The sequence below is a fragment of the Mycobacterium sp. IDUB_9 genome (genome assembly GCF_055419505.1).
Genome location: NZ_JBVAXU010000002.1, coordinates 336,266 through 352,701, shown reverse-complemented (window position 1 = coordinate 352,701; position 16,436 = coordinate 336,266). Strand labels below are relative to the sequence as shown.

Below are 16,436 nucleotides of genomic sequence, written 5' to 3'. Positions count from 1 at the left end.
CTGCGGCCAGTTAGGGTTGGCGCATGCGGCTACTGGTCACCGGCGGCGCCGGGTTCATCGGGGCGAACTTCGTGCGTCTCGCGGTGCGGGAGGCGCAAACGACGTCGGTGACGGTGCTCGACGCCATGACCTACGCGGGCAGCCAGGAATCCCTGACACCGGTGGCCGACCAGATTCGGCTGGTGCAGGGCGATGTCGCCGACGCCTACCTGGTGAATCGGCTGATCGGCGAGGCGGACGCCGTCGTTCACTTCGCCGCCGAGACCCACGTCGACAACGCCCTGGCGAACCCGGAGCCGTTCCTGCACAGCAATGTCGTGGGCACATTCACCGTGCTGGAGGCCGTGCGCAGGCACGGCGCTCGGCTCCACCACATCTCCACCGACGAGGTGTACGGCGATCTGGAACTCGACGACCCGGCCCGGTTCACCGAGGGCACGCCGTACAACCCGTCGAGCCCCTACTCGTCCACCAAGGCTGCCGCCGACCTGCTGGTGCGCGCGTGGGTGCGCTCCTACGGCGTACGCGCGACGATCTCGAACTGCTCCAACAACTACGGGCCCTATCAGCACGTGGAGAAGTTCATCCCACGTCAGATCACCAACATCCTCACCGGCAGGCGCCCCAAGCTGTACGGCACGGGCGCCAATGTGCGTGACTGGATCCACGTCGACGACCACAACCGAGCGGTGTGGCAGATCCTCATGAATGGCCACGCCGGCCGCACCTATCTCATCGGCTCAGAATGCGAGCGCAACAACCTCACGGTCATGCGCACACTGCTGCGGTTGATGGACCGCGACCCGGACGACTTCGACCATGTCACCGATCGGCTGGGCCACGACCTGCGCTACGCCATCGACCCGTCGACCCTGCATGACGAACTGGGCTGGGCGCCCGAACACACCGATTTCGACGAGGGCCTGCAGGCCACGATCGACTGGTACCGCAACAACGAATCCTGGTGGGGGCCCTTGAAAGACGCAGTGGAAGGCGCATACTCGGAGCGCGGCCAGTGACCGCCCGCGAACTCACGATCCCCGGCGCCTGGGAGATCACACCCAAACTTCACGGCGACGGGCGCGGGCTGTTCTTCGAGTGGTTCACCGACGCCGGGTTCACCGAGATGACCGGGCATCGCTTCGACCTGCACCAGGCCAACTGCTCGGTGTCGGCGGCCGGGGTGCTGCGCGGCGTGCATTTCGCCCAACTGCCGCCCAGCCAGGCCAAGTACGTGACGTGTGTCCGCGGCGCCGTGCTCGACGTGGTGGTCGATGTCAGAGTGGGCTCCCCGACATTCGGTCAGTGGGATTCGGTGCTGCTCGATGAACACAGTCGGCGTTCGGTCTACCTGTCGGAGGGCCTTGGCCATGCCTTCCTGTCGATGGAGGACAACTCGACGGTGATGTACCTGTGTTCGGCGCCGTACAGCCCGGAGCGGGAGCACACCATCCTGGCCACCGATCTGGGGATCGACTGGCCGGTCAGCGAGCCGGTGCTGTCCGAGCGCGACGCCGCCGCCCCGACGCTGGAGCAGGTGCGCGCCGCCGGGCTCTTGCCGACGTGGGACGAGACCCGCGCGTTCGTCGACGAGCTGCGCGCCGGCGTCCGGGGCTGATTGAGGTAGCGCGCTACTCCATACCTGTCGGCCGCATTCGGTGACGATGGCGCTATCCGCGCATCAAACGCCCGTGCGCCCGACGGAACGAGACCAGCATGAACCGAGCTTCGCGGTTGGCGGCGACGATGCTCACGTCCGGCAGCCTGGCCCTGGCAGGCCTGGCAGTCGGTGCGGGTGCCGCGCACGCCGGCGGCCCCTACCAATGGTGTCCGGGCGATGAACCGGGCGGTTACGGCGGCGGGTTCAACTCGCCGGTAGATGCCAGGCCGAACTGGGACTGGAATACCTGCCACAGCTACCACTTCGTCAACGCCGGACAGGGCAACGTCTCCTCCACCGTGTGGGAAGGCGACAATCCGCCACCGCCCTATCCGTGGCAGCCGCCGAACATGTGCTGGTCGCTGTTCCTGCCGAGGCCGTGCGGACCCGCCGACCTAGGTCAGTGACCCTCGAGCACCAGGGCCGAGTGCAGCAGCTTGTGGTCAAGCGCGTGGGCGGTCAGCCCACCGCGACCGGTCATCGTCTCGGCAGCCACCAGCGCGTTGACGATGGCTTCTTCGGTGGCTTCGATTGCCAGGTCGAACAGTCGGGTCATCAGCTGCGGCGCCACCATGCGCACCGCGATTTCGGGGCGGTTCGCGTCGGGGTTCTCGTCCCACCCGTACGGCGGGATCCCCCGGTTGCCGGTGGAGAAGGCCAGCATCATGTCACCGCTGTACTGCTCACCGGTTCCGCCGACCCGGCCGACGGCCAGGGCCGAGCGTTGCGCGAGCCGGGTGCACTGGTGCGGCAGCAACGGCGCATCCGTGGCGATCACGACGATGATCGAACCGGATCCTGCCGGGTACGGCATCGGGAGGTGGGGGGTCGGCACCAGCTCGGGGCTCACCATCTCCCCGACGGGCACCCCGTTGACCCGAAGACGTTCGCGTCGGCCATGATTCGCCTGTACGAGCACGCCGACGGTGTAGGGCCCGGCCACGGTTTCGGTGACCCGCGAGGCGGTTCCGATCCCGCCTTTGAAGCCGTGGCAGATCATTCCGGTACCGCCGCCGACATTGCCCTCACCGACCGGCCCGCCCGTGGCGTCAGCCAGTGCGGCTCCCACGTGTTCGGGGCGGACGTGGTGGCCGTTGATGTCGTTGAGCAGCCCGTCGTAGGTCTCCCCTACGACAGGCAGGGACCAGTAGAGCCCGTCACCGCGGGCCTGCACCTGAGCTTGGACCAGTGTGTCGCGGACGATGCCGACGCTGTGGGTATTGGTCAGGCCGATGGGTGTGGTGAGTTCACCGGACTCGCGGATCCACTCCAGTCCGGTGAGTTCGCCGCTGCCGTTGAGCCGGTGCGCGCCGGCGAAGACCGGCTCGGTGAAGATTCCCGGGTGTGGGATCACGACGGTGACGCCGGTGTTGACGGGGTTGGGTCCGGGCCGCTGAATGGTGGTGTGCCCGACGCGTACGCCGGCCACGTCGGTGATGGCGTTGTTCGGGCCCGTGGGGTGCTCACCGATCACGACGCCGATGTCACGGGCGCGCGGGCGTGAGGAGCAGTCCGGCATGCATCCCCCGGCTGGTTGTGGCGAAATTGTTTTCAAGATTGGAAAATAATGGCTGCGGATGCCGCTCGACGCAACTAATCGGCGAAACCCGGTAAGGATGTGACACGTGGGACGGCCGAATCGACAAGCGCAACGACGCGAGGAGATCCTCGACGCTGCGATCGCACTGATCGAGCGCAGCGATCTGAACACCGTGCGGATCGCCGACGTGGCGGCTGAGCTCAATCTGACCCCCAATGCGGTGCGCTACTACTTCCGGGAGATGGACCAGCTGCTGTCGGCGCTCGCGCAACGCTCCGACCGCAAGTTCTACGACGACCGGCTCTCTGTGGTGGAGCGCACCGCGGACGCCCGCGATCAGATCGCATTCATGATCGCCGCCGGCCTGCCGACCGGACCGGAGGACGCCGAGTGGCGGGCGATCTGGCGGGCCGTACTGGCCGCCGGATTCGTACTCGACCAGCGTCGCGACATCCAGCACATCTATCACCGGCAGGTGGATCTCTACGTGCAGATACTCGAATCCGGCTCCGCCGGCGGTGTTTTCACACTCGCGTCTCCCGCCCGCGATATCGCCATGACACTCATGGCCATGGAGGACTATCTCGGGTACCGCATCGTGGCACGAGATCCGGACCTCGACCGCAGCACCGCCCTACGGCTGATGCGCGGCTATGCCGAACTGGCGACCGGGGCTCGGCTTCCGGTGATGGAGTGACCACCCGCGCCCCGGTCGCGGCTGCGCTGCTGGTGGTGATCGCCGCGGTCAGCCAGGAGGTGGGCGCGGCGTTCGCGGTGGGCCTCTTCGCCGCGGTCGGCACACTGGGAGCGCTGTTCGCCCGGTTCGCGGTGGCCGGGGTCATCCTGTGCGCGGCGGTGCGCCCGACCGTTCGGGGCCTGACGCGGCAGGCCTGCGGTGCGGCGATCGCCCTGGCCGCGACGCTGGCCACGATGAATTTCTGCTTCTACCTGGCCATCGCGCGGATCCCACTCGGTATTGCGGTGACCATCGAAGCCCTGGGCCCACTGATTCTGTCGGTGCTGACCGGTAAGAGCAGGGCTGCCTGGCTGTGGGCGGTGCTGGCCCTCGCCGGCGTCGCATCGCTGGGCCTGCCGCACGGAGGCGGGGGGCATTTCGAGGCCACGGGATTCGCGTTCGCGGCCGCCGCAGGGGTGGCCTGGGCCGGCTACATCCTGGCGTCGGCACGTACCGCCGCGGAGTTCCGTCGCGTCGACGGCCTGGCACTGGCCACCGCCATGGGCGCAATCGCCGTCGCCCCGTTTGCGGTGTCCTCCGTGCACGTGGACGCACTGGATTGGCGCGTACTCGGGATAGGCGTCGCGGTGGGAGTGTTGTCGTCGGTGATCCCGTACTCGCTGGAGTTGATCTCCCTGCGCCGGCTGCCGCCCGCCACGTTCGCCGTGCTGACCTGCCTGTCACCGGTCACCGCAGCGCTCGCCGGGCTCGTGGTGCTCGGCCAACAGATCGGAGTTCTCGGGTACCTCGGTGTCACCCTGGTGACCGCGGCCGGCATCGGCGCGGTGCGTTCAGCGCACGCGGGGCCGGCAGAACCTCTCGGTTAACGACACGAACAGACGCACAGGTACCCACGCGATGAACATCTGAGGTACCCGCACGTCTGTTCGCCGGTTCAGTCGGCGTCCCCCGCCGCGCCGGTCGACCCGCTGCCGCTGCCGCGGGATCCCGTCGTCGCCTTCTTCTCAGGCTTGGCGAATGCCTTCTTGATCCCCTCGTCGACCTTCTTGACGGTCGACGAGATCTTTTCTCTCACATCGGAAGCCACCTTGGCGGACCGATCAGACCCGACCCGGTCGATCACGCTCTTGCCCGGAACCGCGACGAGGCTATGCCGGACAAGGGGTTTCACAGTTTCCTTGACGGTCTCGCCAGCCGGTTCCGGCGCGGCCGGTGTTTCGACGGCCTGCGATTTCATGGCCGGTGTTGCCGCCGGCAGCGACAGCGTCTCAGCATCCGTGACCGCCGGTGTGCCGGAAAGCTTCTCAGACGCGGTCACTGGCGGAGGCGGGTTCAGGATGTCACGGATCCTGCCGCGACTGCGGTCGAGGTGCACCCTCACTCCGCCGGCGATGCTGAGCACTGCGTCTGCGGTATTGGCGATGCCGTGCTGAACGGCGTTGATCGCCCGACCGGGATCACCTGCCGGAATCGCGTCTGCGATCTCATCGAGCGCGCCCGCTACTGCGTTCACCACGGTGAACACTCTCAACGCCTGCCCCATGGTGATCGACCAAGTTACCCCCATCGCCTCGCTCACCAATTGCCCCGCGACGACGAACTGTTGCCGCACATAGGCCGGGATAGCCGGCCACTGCGCGATCAGCTGAAAGACGGGCCCCGTGAAGACGGGGGTGAACTCGCCGACCGCGCCGGTGAAGTCACCCGCGGCAGCCCGTTGGGCCGCTTTGCCCATGGCGACCGGGAAATTGGCCGCCACGCTGAAGACCTGCTGGCCGACCACATTCGCAATCGCGCCCAGGTGTTGACCGTCGGCCAACGCCTTCCCGATCAACCCGTTGACGACCGGGAAGGGGTTGTCGACCTGCACCTGAATGGCCTGCTGAACCAGGGTGTCCACCCGGGCGAAGACTGGGCTGAACACCGCGATCGGATCGTCGATCGCGGTGGCGCTGAGTTGCACTGCGCGCGTTTGGATGTCGGGCGGCGGGGCCGCCACCGGGGTAACAGCGATGACACCGGCGCCGACCAGCGCAACGCCGGCCGTCATATACGGCCGTAGAGCGAGTCTCACTCGTTCTCCTTCAGTTATACGAGGTTCCAGCGACAGCTGGCCGCGCGACCATAGCTGAGAATCCGCTGTGAAACATTCGCATTCTGCGAAGGTTCGAATTGTTGATCCGGCGCGCTCTACAGCGCAGACCTGGCGACGAATCGCCGGAACAACGGCCAGGCAATCGCGAGGTTGTAGGCCACTCCACCCACCAGATACGGCCACCAGGTGCCATGCGCGCTGGCGGCCCAGAACGCCTTGGCCGCCCAGTACGGCGGCAGCACTCCGAAAGCCAGGTTCCAAGGCGAGTCGATGAACCAGGGCAGGCACGGCAACCCCGCGATCAGCATGCCCAACGCGCGCAGCATCGCGATGCCCTGAATCTTGTTGCCCGCCAGCGTGACAATCAGGAGCTGTGTCACCACAGCCGACAGTCCGGCGACCAACCCGATCGGGACGAGGGCCCCCACCACCCCCGGCTCCAGGATTCCACTGAACGACAGTGTCGCGATCACATAGACCGTGGTGACCACCATGACTGTGCCCGCGCGATAGGCGAAGAACGTCGACATCGGCACCGGCGTCACGCGCAGTGCCGCCAGCGTGCCGGCGTCGACCTCGTCGAGCATCAGGAACGCGCCCAATCCCCCGGCGATGATGATGCTGGTCAGCAGGAGAAACGCGGTGAGCACCAGCGGGTAATACGGCACGAGGTCGAAGTCGTAACGCTGCGCCAGCATCTCGGTGACCTTAGGGGTCAGAAGAGCCACGCCACTGGTCCAGATCACGGGTGCGAACACCACCATCACCAGCAGCGGATCACGGTAGGTGCCACGAATATCGTTGCGGCCGAATGCAGCCAGCGCCCTGCCCGTGCCGGAACTCAGTATTGCAGTCACAGGACACCCGACCTCTCGACGACGTACCGTCCGAAAAGCACGTGGGCCGCCCACCACAGAACGGCCAGTGACAGAACGGGATACAGCACCGAATAGATCAGCTGCCCGGTCGTCAATGCCACCTGGTCGAACGCCACGCCCAAGAGCAGGAGCGGGCCCTGGGTGGGCACGATGTACAACACCGGGTTGGGCCACAACCCCGAGTAGTAGATCAGTGGCGGCACCAGCATGACCGCGAGCGGGATGGTGGCGGCCAGAAACCAGTCGGTGACCGAGCCGAACGGTAGCGACGTGATGAACCCGACCAGCAGCATCAGCAGGGTACCGAGCACGACCCCGAGGATCAGCGGCACCAGCCGGTAGCTGAAGCCGTCGGCGATGGTCGATATCACGATCGCCACGAACAACGAGATGGCCAACAGGACACAGAGTTTGGCGCTCAGGTACTCCCAGAACCGCAATGGGGTGGAGATGATGGCGCCGAGCGTGCGCTCCTGCTTCTCGAAGAACACCGAGCCGCCGATGAAGAAGAAGCCGATGATCGCAATGTCACCGACGAGCACGTACGGTTCGGCGACCGGGCGCAGGTCACGCGGCATCGGCAGCAGCACCGCCAGCCAGATGAGACCGGAGAACACACCCGCGTGCAGGAACTTCTGCCGGGCCGCGATGGTCAGTTCCAGCCGGACCGCGGTGAGCAACCGGGTCATGACAGCCGCCGCCCGGTGACCTCGACGAAGACGTCGTTGAGACTGGCTTCGCGACTGTGGATCGTCTCGACGTGGTGATTACGCAGAATCGCATGGAATTCCGGATCGTCGGCCAGACCGTCCATCCCGTACTCGGAGGTGGCGAGCCCATCGGAGGTGCGGTACTGCAACCGGACGCGGCGCTGGCTACGCGCGATTTTGAGCTCGGCCGGCGTATCCAGCGCGACGATGGCGCCGTCGACGACGAAGGCCACCCGGTCGCACAGTTCGTCGGCTGTGGACATGTCGTGTGTGGTGAGGAAGATCGTGCGGCCACGCGCCTTCAGGTCCAGGATGATGTCTTTCACCTTGCGGGCGGTGACGGGATCGAGCCCCGAGGTGGGCTCGTCGAGGAACAGCAACTCGGGGTTGTTGATCAGCGACCGCGCGAACGTGAGCCGCATCTGCATTCCCTTGGAGTACTTGGCCACTCGCGTGTTGGCGGCGTCACCCAGACCGACCGCCTCCAGTAGCTCCATCGGATCGGCTGTCGGGCCCTCGTACAGCGAGCCGAAGAACCGGAGGTTCTCCAGGCCGGTGAGCTTGTGATAGTGGTTGGGAAGTTCGAAGGAGACGCCGACGCGCTGGTAGTAGTCCGGCCCCCAGTCCACGGGGTCGCGACCCCACACCGTGGCCTGGCCGCCATGCCCGCGCAGCAGGCCGATGAGAAGCTTCTGCGTCGTGGATTTCCCGGCTCCGCTCGGGCCGAGAAATCCGAAGATCTCCCCGTTTCCGACGGCGAAGTCCATTCCCCGCACCGCCGGTTCGGTGGACCGGGGATAGGTGAACGTCAAACCCCGAACGTCGATGACATCGGTCGCTGTGTGCATCAGTGCCCTTCCGCGCAGACGAAAATTACATCTCCGACCAGACTTCCCGGAACACCGCCCATGACTGTACTAAACTTTCAGAAATTATTGAAGGGTATTCCTGCCAAGGAGGATTCGTCGTGGCGAAAGCCGCAGATGCGCAGCAAACAGCCGAGCAGCTCGCCCTGGTGCTCAGCAGCCACGGCATGCAGCGGATGCCCGCGCGCGTGCTCGCCACCCTGCTGTTCACCGAACTACCCAGCGTCACGATGGCCGAGTTGGCCGACACCCTGCAAGCCAGCGCCGGGTCGATTTCGAGTTCGCTCAAGATGCTGACGTCGGTCGGTCTGGCCGAGCGGGTTCCCGCGCCGGCCAGCCGGCGCGATCACTTCCGGTTACGTGACGACGCGTGGGCGGTTCTGTTCACCAGCCAGAACGAGACGATCGCGGCCATGCAAGCCGCCGCCGACGCCGGAATCACGGCCACCGACCGCAACGGCCCGGCTCACCGCCGACTGAGTCAGATGCGCGACTTCTACGCGTTTCTGATGGCCGAGATCCCCACGCTGCTGGATCGCTGGCAGCAACAGAACGGTCAGGGAAGCAAACCGACCTGACGGTAGACCGCCCGCAGATAGCGCCGCATCTCCTCGGTGTCGGGCGGGTCGGGTTGCAGCACGCGGTAGGTGATCGCACCGACCATCATGTCGATCGCCACGTCGAAATCGGCGTCGAGAGCGACAGTTCCGCACTCCTGCGCGCGCTCGAGTAGTCGGGCCGCGAGCCTTCGGCGCGGCAGGATATAGCGATCCCAGTACAGTCCCATCAACGCTGGATGACTGACCGCTGAACCATAGATTCGGGCTACCAGCGCGCGGTAGTGCGGTGTGGTGGTGGTGGTGACGGCCGCACTCTCGATTGCCGCTTCCACGAGCTCGTACGGCGAGGCTAGATCGATCGCCTCCGGTGAAGCCCAGCCCACCTCCTCGGCGATCAACGCCTCCATGGCCGCGGCAATCAGATCTTCCTTCGCCGACCACCGCCGATAAATGGTCGGCTTGCCGACGCCGGCACGCTTGGCGATCTGCTCGATACTGGACCCTTCGACCCCACGCTCGATGAACAGATCCAGCGCGGCCTGCAAGATTGCGCGATCAGCTCCCACGTCACGTGGCCGGCCCCGGCCGACCGGCGTGGTCATCGAACGGTTCCCGAGCCCAGAGCGGCGGCCAGCCAACGGTCGGGGCCCTCGACATCGCCGGGTCTTCCCCGCCACGCGAGGTGGCCGTCGGGCCGGATCAACATGACGTCTGAGCCGTCGTGGCGAAGGATGACGACGAAATCGCCGAGCCGCCTGACCGATTCGAGATCGACGGGCGCACCACCGGGGAGTAGCAGCACCCACCGACCGCCGAGCTCGCTGTGCAGTCGGGTTGCCGCGCCGTCCGGACGCGTGCAGTGCCGGTCGGCAATCGGATCTCCCGATCGCGGCTTGCCGCCACGCCCACCGAGTGGACCTTTGCGATAGCTCACCCACAGTTGTGAGGCGGTGAACGTAGTCCATCGCTGAACGAACGGCAGACCGAAGAGCCGAGTCGCCACGTGGTCGCGCAGGAAGCGGCCGACGGGATTGCTGGCCACGTTGACCCGGGTGACCGCGCTCGTCCCGCGCAGCACTTCGGTGGCCAGGGGCCTGCGTTCGGCCTCATACGTGTCGATCAGTGTGTCGGACGCCAGCTTTCGTGTCACCAGGGCGATTTTGAAGGCCAGGTTCTCGGCATCGCCGATACCGGTCAACATGCCCTGCCCGCCGAACGGCGCGTGGGCGTGCGCGGCGTCACCGGCGATGAGGATCCGCCCGTTGCGGTACTTGTCCGCCAACCGGCGGTGGACGGTGAACATCGACAGCCACTCGGCGTCGCCGACGGTGACGCTGCGTCCGGTCCGCAGCGGCACGACGTACTTGATGCGTTCGAGGATCTCGTTGTCGCTTGGCTTCCCGCCCGGGGTCGGGTCGTAGATGAACAAGCGCCAGAGGTTGTTCGAGCCACTCGCCGTGCCGTTGGAGGGCATCGGCATCGCGCCGAGGATTCCGTCGGGATGGATCCAGCCACTCGTGCCGCCGCGGTCCACATCCCAGTCCAGGTGCACATCGGCCAGCAGGAAGCGTTCGGAGAGCTTGACGCCGGGGAACGCGATGCCCGCCTGCTGCCTGGTCACGCTGGACGTGCCGTCACATCCGACGATCCAGGGCGCGCGGATCTCCTCACCGTCACCGAGTTCGGCCACCGCGGTGTCACCGTCCTGGTGCACGCCGACGACCGCCCGACCCCATTCCGGCTCCACCCCGAGTTGCGCGAGCCGATCCCGCAGTGCTGCTTCGACCTTGGCTTGCGACACCACCATGGGCGGCGCGGCCGTCCGCATGCCGGGATCACCGAACTCGAGCGTCATCACCGGCCGGTCGCCGAGGTAGTTGGTGATGCGCATGGCCCGCAGCGACTCATCCGGCAGGCGTCCCAGTGCACCGATCCGGCCCAACACTTCCGAGCCGCGGGCATGCAGGAAATTGGCGCGTGACGTCGTCGCCGGCCCTGGCGCGCGGTCGAGGACGCGCACCGAAAGGCCGTGCAGGCGTAGCGAACAGGCCAAGGTCAGGCCGGTCGGCCCGGCGCCCACCACGATGACTTCTGGATCGTTAGCAGTCATGCGGAATATATTAACGATACGGTGCCGTAAAGAAAAGGCTCATCCCCGAAAAGGGCCACCGCCGAAACCCTTGCCAAAGCCTCTGGCCAATTACTAGGATATGCAAGTATCTCGGGTAAGCCCCGAGTTGCCACTACTGCGCACAATCCTGGACGGAACGCCATGACTACACAGATTCCCCACTTCATCAACGGCCGGCGCACCACCGCCGGGTCGACCCGTACCGCCGATGTGCTCAACCCCAGCACCGGCGAGGTGCAGGCAAAGGTGGCCCTCGCCTCCGCTGCCGACGTCGACACCGCCGTCGCCGGCGCCGTCGAGGCCCAGAAGGAATGGGCTGCCTACAACCCACAGCGCCGCGCCCGCATCCTGATGAAGTTCATCGAGCTGGTGAACCAGCACGCGAACGAGTTGGCCGAATTGCTCAGTCTGGAGCACGGCAAGACCGTCCCCGACTCTCTGGGCGACATCCAGCGCGGCCTGGAGGTCATCGAGTTCTCCGTCGGCATCCCCCACCTCCTCAAGGGCGAGTTCACCGAGGGCGCAGGCACCGGTATCGACGTGTACTCGATCCGCCAGCCCCTGGGCGTGGTCGCGGGCATCACCCCGTTCAACTTCCCGGCCATGATCCCGCTGTGGAAGGCCGGCCCCGCGCTGGCCTGCGGAAATGCGTTCGTCCTCAAGCCTTCCGAGCGTGACCCGTCGGTGCCGCTGCGGTTGGCCGAGCTGTTCATCGAGGCCGGCCTGCCCGCCGGCGTGTTCCAGGTGGTGCAGGGCGACAAGGAAGCCGTCGACGCAATCCTCGAGCACCCCGAGATCAAGGCCGTCGGCTTCGTCGGCAGCTCCGACATCGCGCAGTACATCTACTCGGGCGCGGCCGCGCACGGTAAGCGCGCCCAGTGCTTCGGCGGCGCCAAGAACCACATGATCGTGATGCCCGACGCCGATCTGGACCAGGCCGTCGACGCGCTGATCGGCGCCGGCTACGGCAGCGCCGGCGAGCGTTGTATGGCCATCAGTGTCGCGGTGCCGGTGGGTGAAGACACCGCGAACCGGCTGCGCGCCAGGCTCGTCGAGCGGGTCAACCAGCTGCGGGTCGGGCACAGCCTGGATCCCAAGGCCGATTACGGGCCGCTGGTCACCGGCGCGGCCCTCGAGCGGGTGCGCGACTACATCGGCCAGGGCGTCGACGCCGGAGCCGAGCTCGTGGTCGACGGTCGCGAACGGGCAAGCAACGAAATGACTTTCGGCGACGCGAGCCTCGAGAGCGGCTACTTCATCGGCCCCACGCTGTTCGACAACGTCACCACCGACATGTCGATCTACACCGACGAGATCTTCGGTCCGGTGCTGTGCATCGTCCGGGCACATGATTACGAGGAAGCGCTCAAGCTGCCGTCGGAGCACGAGTACGGCAACGGCGTGGCGATCTTCACCCGCGACGGCGATGCCGCGCGCGACTTCGTCTCACGTGTGCAGGTCGGCATGGTCGGCGTCAACGTGCCGATCCCGGTTCCGGTGGCCTACCACACCTTCGGCGGCTGGAAGCGCTCCGGTTTCGGCGATCTCAACCAGCACGGGCCGCATTCGATCCTGTTCTACACCAAGACCAAGACCGTCACGGAGCGGTGGCCGTCGGGCATCAAGGATGGCGCTGAGTTCGTCATCCCGACCATGAAGTAGCAGACCTGTGAACCTGAACGACCCGTACAGCCTGAGCGAGGACGACCGTGTCATCACCGACACGGCGGCCGCGTTCGCCGAGAAACGCATCGCACCATACGCGTTGGAATGGGACGAGACGCATCACTTCCCCACCGACGTGTTGCGGGAGGCGGCTGAACTCGGCATGGGCGCCATCTACTGCGGTGAGGACGCCGGTGGCAGCGGGCTGCGCCGACTGGATGCGGTGCGCATCTTCGAGCAGCTCGCCGCCGCTGATCCGACCCTGGCGGCGTTCCTGTCCATTCACAACATGTGCGCGTGGATGGTGGACAGCTTCGGCACCGAGGAGCAACGCAAGACCTGGGTGCCAAGGCTGGCCTCGATGGAATCCATCGCCAGCTATTGCCTGACCGAACCGGGTGCCGGTTCGGACGCGGCGGCATTGCGGACCAGGGCCGTGCGGGACGGCAACGATTACGTTCTCGACGGGGTCAAGCAGTTCATCTCGGGAGCCGGAAGTTCGGACGTATATGTGGTGATGGCCCGTACCGGCGCCGAGGGGCCGCGCGGCATCTCGGCGTTCGTCGTCGAGAAGGACGCACCGGGGCTGAGTTTCGGTGCGCAGGAACAGAAGATGGGCTGGAACGCACAGCCCACCGCCCAGGTGATCTTCGAGGGGGTTCGGGTTCCGGCCGAGGCCCTGCTCGGTGGCACCGAGGGCACCGGGTTCGGAATCGCCATGAACGGTCTGAACGGCGGGCGGATCAATATCGCAGCCTGCTCGCTGGGTGGTGCGCAGGCCGCCTATGGCAAGACACTGAGCTACCTGGCCGACCGCAAGGCCTTCGGGGGCGCCCTGCTCGACGAGCCGACCATCCGGTTCACTCTCGCCGACATGGCCACGGGCCTGGAGACGTCCCGAAACATGTTGTGGCGGGCGGCGTCTGCGCTGGATGCCAACCACCCCGACAAGGTGACGTTGTGCGCGATGGCCAAGCGGTATGTCACCGACACCTGCTATGAGGTGGCCGATCAGGCGCTGCAGTTGCACGGCGGTTACGGCTATCTGCGCGAGTACGGTCTGGAGAAAATCGTCCGGGATTTGCGGGTGCACCGCATCCTTGAGGGAACCAACGAAATCATGCGCGTGGTCATCGGGCGCGCTGAATCTGCCCGCGCCCGCGCGGCGGGATAGGAGACGTACGTGAGCACGATCGCGTTCTTGGGGCTGGGCAACATGGGCGGGCCGATGGCCGCCAACCTGGTCACGGCCGGGCATACCGTGCGCGGCTTCGACCCGGTGCCCGCCGCGCAGGAGGCGGCAAAGGCCAACGGCGTCAACGTGTTCGGCACCGGCGCCGAGGCCGTCACCGACGCCGACGTGGTGATCACCATGCTGCCCAACGGCGCCCTGGTGAAGAGCTGTTACGCCGAGGTCCTGCCCGCCGCCGCTGAGGGGGCCCTGTTCATCGACAGCTCGACGATCTCGGTCGACGATGCCCGTGAGGTCAACAAGGTCGCCCTCGAGCACGGCTTCGCCCAGCTCGACGCCCCGGTGTCCGGCGGCGTCAAGGGCGCGGTGGCCGGCACGCTGGCCTTCATGGTCGGCGGTTCCGATGAAGCTGTCGAGGCTGCCCGGCCGGCGCTGGAACCCATGGCGGGCAAGATCATCCATTGCGGTGCCAGTGGCGCCGGGCAGGCCGCCAAGGTGTGCAACAACATGGTGCTGGCGGTGCAGCAGATCGCCGTCGGCGAGGCATTCGTCCTGGCCGAGAAGCTGGGCCTCGACAAACAGGCGCTGTTCGACGTGATCACCGGGGCGACCGGCAATTGCTGGGCTGTGCAGGTAAATTGCCCGGTGCCGGGACCGGTTCCGACGTCCCCGGCCAACAATGACTTCAAACCGGGGTTCGCCACGGCGCTGATGAACAAGGATCTCGGCCTGGCGATGGCTGCGGTGGAGTCCACCGGGTCATCGGCCCCGCTGGGCACGCATGCAGCCGAGATCTACACGAAATTCGCGGCCGACCACGCCGACAAGGATTTCAGCGCGGTCATCGAGACGCTCCGCGGCTGAGCTACGCGGCTGACGGGCTGCGCTGCGCCCACCACTGAGTGTGCAGGCGCTGACATGCCGGCAGACGCAGTGCATCGGGGCCGGCGAAGTCGGGCCGGACCGCGACCGCACCGGGTGGAACCACACCGGCGTCGGGGGCGACCAACACGCCGGCCATCCCGGCTGCGTTGGCAGCACGCAGGCCCGTGGCCGAGCCCACCATGGCCAGCGCATCATGGCCCGCCACGCCCAGCTCGGCCAGGGCGTGCCGGTACAGCTCCGCGCCGGGTGCGCTCACGTCATCGATGGTGACGACGGTTTCCACCAGGCCGTCCCCGACCAGCTGACGCACCAGAGGTTCGGCCCAGCGCCGACGACCCGCCGCGACCACCCCGACCGGCAGGCCGGCCAGGAACGCGTCGTTCACCAGATCCTCCAGACCCGGCCGCGGCGTCAGGCCGGCGTCGAGGATCATCTCGTCGAACATCATGTCCTTGGTCATGCAGATCTCGTCGGCGAGCACTTCGGTGAGCACATCGCAGTCGGGCCCCACGCACCGCTTGCGCAGCTCCGCGGTGACCCGCTGGTGCTCGTCGTGCAGCGCGAGCAGCTGCTGGTACCGCGCAACGCCCCATTCGATGGGCAGACCGTGCGCGGCGAAGGCGGCGTTGAAGACCACGCGATGCCCGTCGACGTCGAGATCCGACAGCGCATCGAGGTCCAGGATCACCGCACGCAGCGGATGGGCGCTCACCTCAGGCTGCGAACAGTCCCACCAGAACCGCCCGGCCCGCCATGACTTCTCTTGTGTTGACGACACCCCATGAGAGTGGCCCACGTCACATCGGTCGCGCGTCCCCCCTACGGGGGATTAAGCGAGTTGATGTTTATCTGCTCCAGCCCTCGCCACCCGGTGCCACCTCTAGGGTGATGCCATGGCGCCCTCCAATCCAGTGCGCCTTGTGCTGGTCGACGACCACGAAATGGTCATCGAGGGTCTCAAGGCCATGCTTGCTGCGTTCAACGACCGGGTCGAGGTGGTCGGCCAGGCCGTCGGCGCCGAGCGGGCGCTGAGCGTCATCGAGACATTGGACCCCGACATCGTGCTGTGCGACGTGCGTATGGAGGGCTCCAGCGGGCTGGATCTGTGCCGGGTGCTGCGCGAACGCGAACCGGACCGCAAGGTGGTCATGCTGTCGGTCTACGACGATGAGCAATACCTGTTCCAGGCGCTGCGGGTGGGTGCGTCGGGGTACCTGCTCAAGAGCATCAGCAGCGACGAGCTGGTACGTCAGCTCGAATTCGCCCACAGCGGGCAGACCGCGATCGATCCCGGGATGGCGGCACGAGCGGCCGGTACCGCGGCCCGCCTGCAACGCGACGAGTTCTGGCCCGGTGTCCGGCAGGGTCTGACCCAGCGCGAGAGCGAGATCTTGTCCTTCGTCGTGGCGGGCCTGTCCAACCGCGGGATCGCCAACAAGCTGGTGATCGGCGAGGAGACCGTGAAGACCCACCTGCGCTCCATCTACCGCAAGCTCGGGGTCAGTGATCGGGCTGGCGCGGTGGCCACCGCACTACGGGAGGGCATCTACCAGTGAG

18 protein-coding genes are annotated in these 16,436 nt (G+C 66.6%); 10 read left to right on the top strand and 8 right to left on the bottom strand.

Going from position 1 to position 16,436, the window contains the following annotated elements:
* The first annotated feature begins 23 nt into the window (after nt 1-23).
* The 3 genes from rfbB (at nt 24) to ACZY08_RS10250 (ending at nt 2,067) form a co-directional block, all read left to right on the top strand.
* Entirely contained in the window at nt 24-1,019 is a 996-nt protein-coding gene (rfbB, locus tag ACZY08_RS10260) for a dTDP-glucose 4,6-dehydratase (RefSeq protein WP_463744944.1), read from the top strand.
* Nucleotides 1,016-1,618: a dTDP-4-dehydrorhamnose 3,5-epimerase family protein gene (locus tag ACZY08_RS10255; RefSeq protein ID WP_463744945.1), complete on the top strand. Its 603-nt coding sequence runs from the start codon at nt 1,016-1,018 to the stop codon at nt 1,616-1,618. Before rfbB ends, ACZY08_RS10255 begins: the two co-directional genes overlap by 4 nt.
* A gap of 98 nt (nt 1,619-1,716) precedes the next feature.
* Nucleotides 1,717-2,067, top strand: a complete 351-nt coding sequence (locus ACZY08_RS10250; RefSeq protein WP_463744946.1) for a hypothetical protein — start codon at nt 1,717-1,719, stop codon at nt 2,065-2,067.
* Here ACZY08_RS10250 and ACZY08_RS10245 read toward each other — a convergent pair.
* Nucleotides 2,061-3,179, bottom strand: a complete 1,119-nt coding sequence (locus tag ACZY08_RS10245; RefSeq protein ID WP_463744947.1) for a DmpA family aminopeptidase — start codon at nt 3,177-3,179, stop codon at nt 2,061-2,063. The two genes, ACZY08_RS10250 and ACZY08_RS10245, sit on opposite strands and share 7 nt — an antisense overlap.
* 106 nt (nt 3,180-3,285) lie before the next feature.
* Between ACZY08_RS10245 and ACZY08_RS10240 the strand changes: the two genes are divergently transcribed.
* Nucleotides 3,286-3,897: a TetR/AcrR family transcriptional regulator gene (locus tag ACZY08_RS10240; RefSeq protein WP_463744948.1), complete on the top strand. Its 612-nt coding sequence runs from the start codon at nt 3,286-3,288 to the stop codon at nt 3,895-3,897.
* Entirely contained in the window at nt 3,894-4,763 is an 870-nt protein-coding gene (locus ACZY08_RS10235) for an EamA family transporter (RefSeq protein ID WP_463744949.1), read from the top strand. The genes ACZY08_RS10240 and ACZY08_RS10235 overlap by 4 nt, the downstream gene beginning before the upstream one ends.
* Nucleotides 4,764-4,831: 68 nt before the next feature.
* Here the strand turns inward: ACZY08_RS10235 and ACZY08_RS10230 are convergent, their stop codons facing one another.
* The 4 genes from ACZY08_RS10230 to ACZY08_RS10215 all read right to left on the bottom strand — a co-directional run bounded on the left by ACZY08_RS10230 (nt 4,832) and on the right by ACZY08_RS10215 (nt 8,428).
* Nucleotides 4,832-5,971 (bottom strand): hypothetical protein, encoded by a 1,140-nt coding sequence (locus ACZY08_RS10230; protein WP_463744950.1) that lies wholly within the window; start codon nt 5,969-5,971, stop codon nt 4,832-4,834.
* Nucleotides 5,972-6,087: 116 nt separating this feature from the next.
* On the bottom strand, nt 6,088-6,849 hold the full coding sequence (locus ACZY08_RS10225) for an ABC transporter permease (protein WP_463744951.1): 762 nt from the start codon (nt 6,847-6,849) through the stop codon (nt 6,088-6,090).
* A complete protein-coding gene (locus ACZY08_RS10220) occupies nt 6,846-7,559 on the bottom strand; it encodes a fluoroquinolone export ABC transporter permease subunit (RefSeq protein WP_463744952.1) in 714 nt (237 codons plus the stop codon). Before ACZY08_RS10220 ends, ACZY08_RS10225 begins: the two co-directional genes overlap by 4 nt.
* Nucleotides 7,556-8,428 carry an ABC transporter ATP-binding protein gene (locus ACZY08_RS10215; RefSeq protein WP_463744953.1) on the bottom strand — a complete coding sequence of 291 codons (873 nt, stop codon included), beginning with the start codon at nt 8,426-8,428 and terminating at the stop codon, nt 7,556-7,558. Before ACZY08_RS10215 ends, ACZY08_RS10220 begins: the two co-directional genes overlap by 4 nt.
* Nucleotides 8,429-8,613: 185 nt before the next feature.
* Here ACZY08_RS10215 and ACZY08_RS10210 point away from each other — a divergent pair, with 185 nt between their 5' ends.
* The gene (locus tag ACZY08_RS10210) at nt 8,614-9,024 is read left to right on the top strand and encodes a GbsR/MarR family transcriptional regulator (protein WP_463745299.1); all 411 of its coding nucleotides are present in this window, start codon (nt 8,614-8,616) and stop codon (nt 9,022-9,024) included.
* Here the strand turns inward: ACZY08_RS10210 and ACZY08_RS10205 are convergent.
* Together ACZY08_RS10205 and ACZY08_RS10200 are read right to left on the bottom strand one after the other, a co-directional pair.
* Nucleotides 9,003-9,608, bottom strand: coding sequence for a TetR/AcrR family transcriptional regulator (locus ACZY08_RS10205; RefSeq protein ID WP_463744954.1), 606 nt, complete (start codon nt 9,606-9,608; stop codon nt 9,003-9,005). The genes ACZY08_RS10210 and ACZY08_RS10205 overlap by 22 nt on opposite strands.
* Nucleotides 9,605-11,116 (bottom strand): FAD-dependent oxidoreductase, encoded by a 1,512-nt coding sequence (locus ACZY08_RS10200; RefSeq protein ID WP_463744955.1) that lies wholly within the window; start codon nt 11,114-11,116, stop codon nt 9,605-9,607. The genes ACZY08_RS10205 and ACZY08_RS10200 overlap by 4 nt, the downstream gene beginning before the upstream one ends.
* Before the next feature lie 162 nt (nt 11,117-11,278).
* Between ACZY08_RS10200 and ACZY08_RS10195 the strand changes: the two genes are divergently transcribed.
* Genes ACZY08_RS10195 through mmsB form a run of 3 tightly spaced genes read left to right on the top strand, consistent with a single transcriptional unit; the run spans nt 11,279 to nt 14,858 of the window.
* Nucleotides 11,279-12,799 carry a CoA-acylating methylmalonate-semialdehyde dehydrogenase gene (locus ACZY08_RS10195; RefSeq protein WP_463744956.1) on the top strand — a complete coding sequence of 507 codons (1,521 nt, stop codon included), beginning with the start codon at nt 11,279-11,281 and terminating at the stop codon, nt 12,797-12,799.
* A 31-nt stretch (nt 12,800-12,830) separates the two neighbouring features.
* Complete coding sequence (locus ACZY08_RS10190; RefSeq protein ID WP_463745300.1) at nt 12,831-13,976, top strand: acyl-CoA dehydrogenase family protein; 1,146 nt, start codon at nt 12,831-12,833, stop codon at nt 13,974-13,976.
* A gap of 9 nt (nt 13,977-13,985) precedes the next feature.
* A complete protein-coding gene (gene mmsB / locus ACZY08_RS10185; RefSeq protein ID WP_463744957.1) occupies nt 13,986-14,858 on the top strand; it encodes a 3-hydroxyisobutyrate dehydrogenase in 873 nt (290 codons plus the stop codon).
* A 1-nt stretch (nt 14,859) separates the two neighbouring features.
* On the opposite strand, the gene ACZY08_RS10180 is transcribed toward mmsB, so the two are convergent.
* The gene (locus tag ACZY08_RS10180; protein WP_463744958.1) at nt 14,860-15,657 is read right to left on the bottom strand and encodes an HAD family hydrolase; all 798 of its coding nucleotides are present in this window, start codon (nt 15,655-15,657) and stop codon (nt 14,860-14,862) included.
* 115 nt (nt 15,658-15,772) lie between these two features.
* Between ACZY08_RS10180 and ACZY08_RS10175 the strand changes: the two genes are divergently transcribed.
* Nucleotides 15,773-16,435: a response regulator gene (locus ACZY08_RS10175; protein ID WP_463744959.1), complete on the top strand. Its 663-nt coding sequence runs from the start codon at nt 15,773-15,775 to the stop codon at nt 16,433-16,435.
* Nucleotide 16,436 lies beyond the last annotated feature (1 nt).

Coding starts and splice junctions, on each gene's coding strand:
- rfbB (WP_463744944.1), top strand. CDS start 24: ATGCGGCTACTGGTCACCGGCGGCGCCGGGTTCATCGGGGCGAACTTC.
- ACZY08_RS10250 (WP_463744946.1), top strand. CDS start 1,717: ATGAACCGAGCTTCGCGGTTGGCGGCGACGATGCTCACGTCCGGCAGC.
- ACZY08_RS10245 (WP_463744947.1), bottom strand. CDS start 3,179: ATGCCGGACTGCTCCTCACGCCCGCGCGCCCGTGACATCGGCGTCGTG.
- ACZY08_RS10220 (WP_463744952.1), bottom strand. CDS start 7,559: ATGACCCGGTTGCTCACCGCGGTCCGGCTGGAACTGACCATCGCGGCC.
- ACZY08_RS10215 (WP_463744953.1), bottom strand. CDS start 8,428: ATGCACACAGCGACCGATGTCATCGACGTTCGGGGTTTGACGTTCACC.
- ACZY08_RS10210 (WP_463745299.1), top strand. CDS start 8,614: ATGCAGCGGATGCCCGCGCGCGTGCTCGCCACCCTGCTGTTCACCGAA.
- ACZY08_RS10205 (WP_463744954.1), bottom strand. CDS start 9,608: ATGACCACGCCGGTCGGCCGGGGCCGGCCACGTGACGTGGGAGCTGAT.
- ACZY08_RS10200 (WP_463744955.1), bottom strand. CDS start 11,116: ATGACTGCTAACGATCCAGAAGTCATCGTGGTGGGCGCCGGGCCGACC.
- ACZY08_RS10195 (WP_463744956.1), top strand. CDS start 11,279: ATGACTACACAGATTCCCCACTTCATCAACGGCCGGCGCACCACCGCC.
- ACZY08_RS10175 (WP_463744959.1), top strand. CDS start 15,773: ATGGCGCCCTCCAATCCAGTGCGCCTTGTGCTGGTCGACGACCACGAA.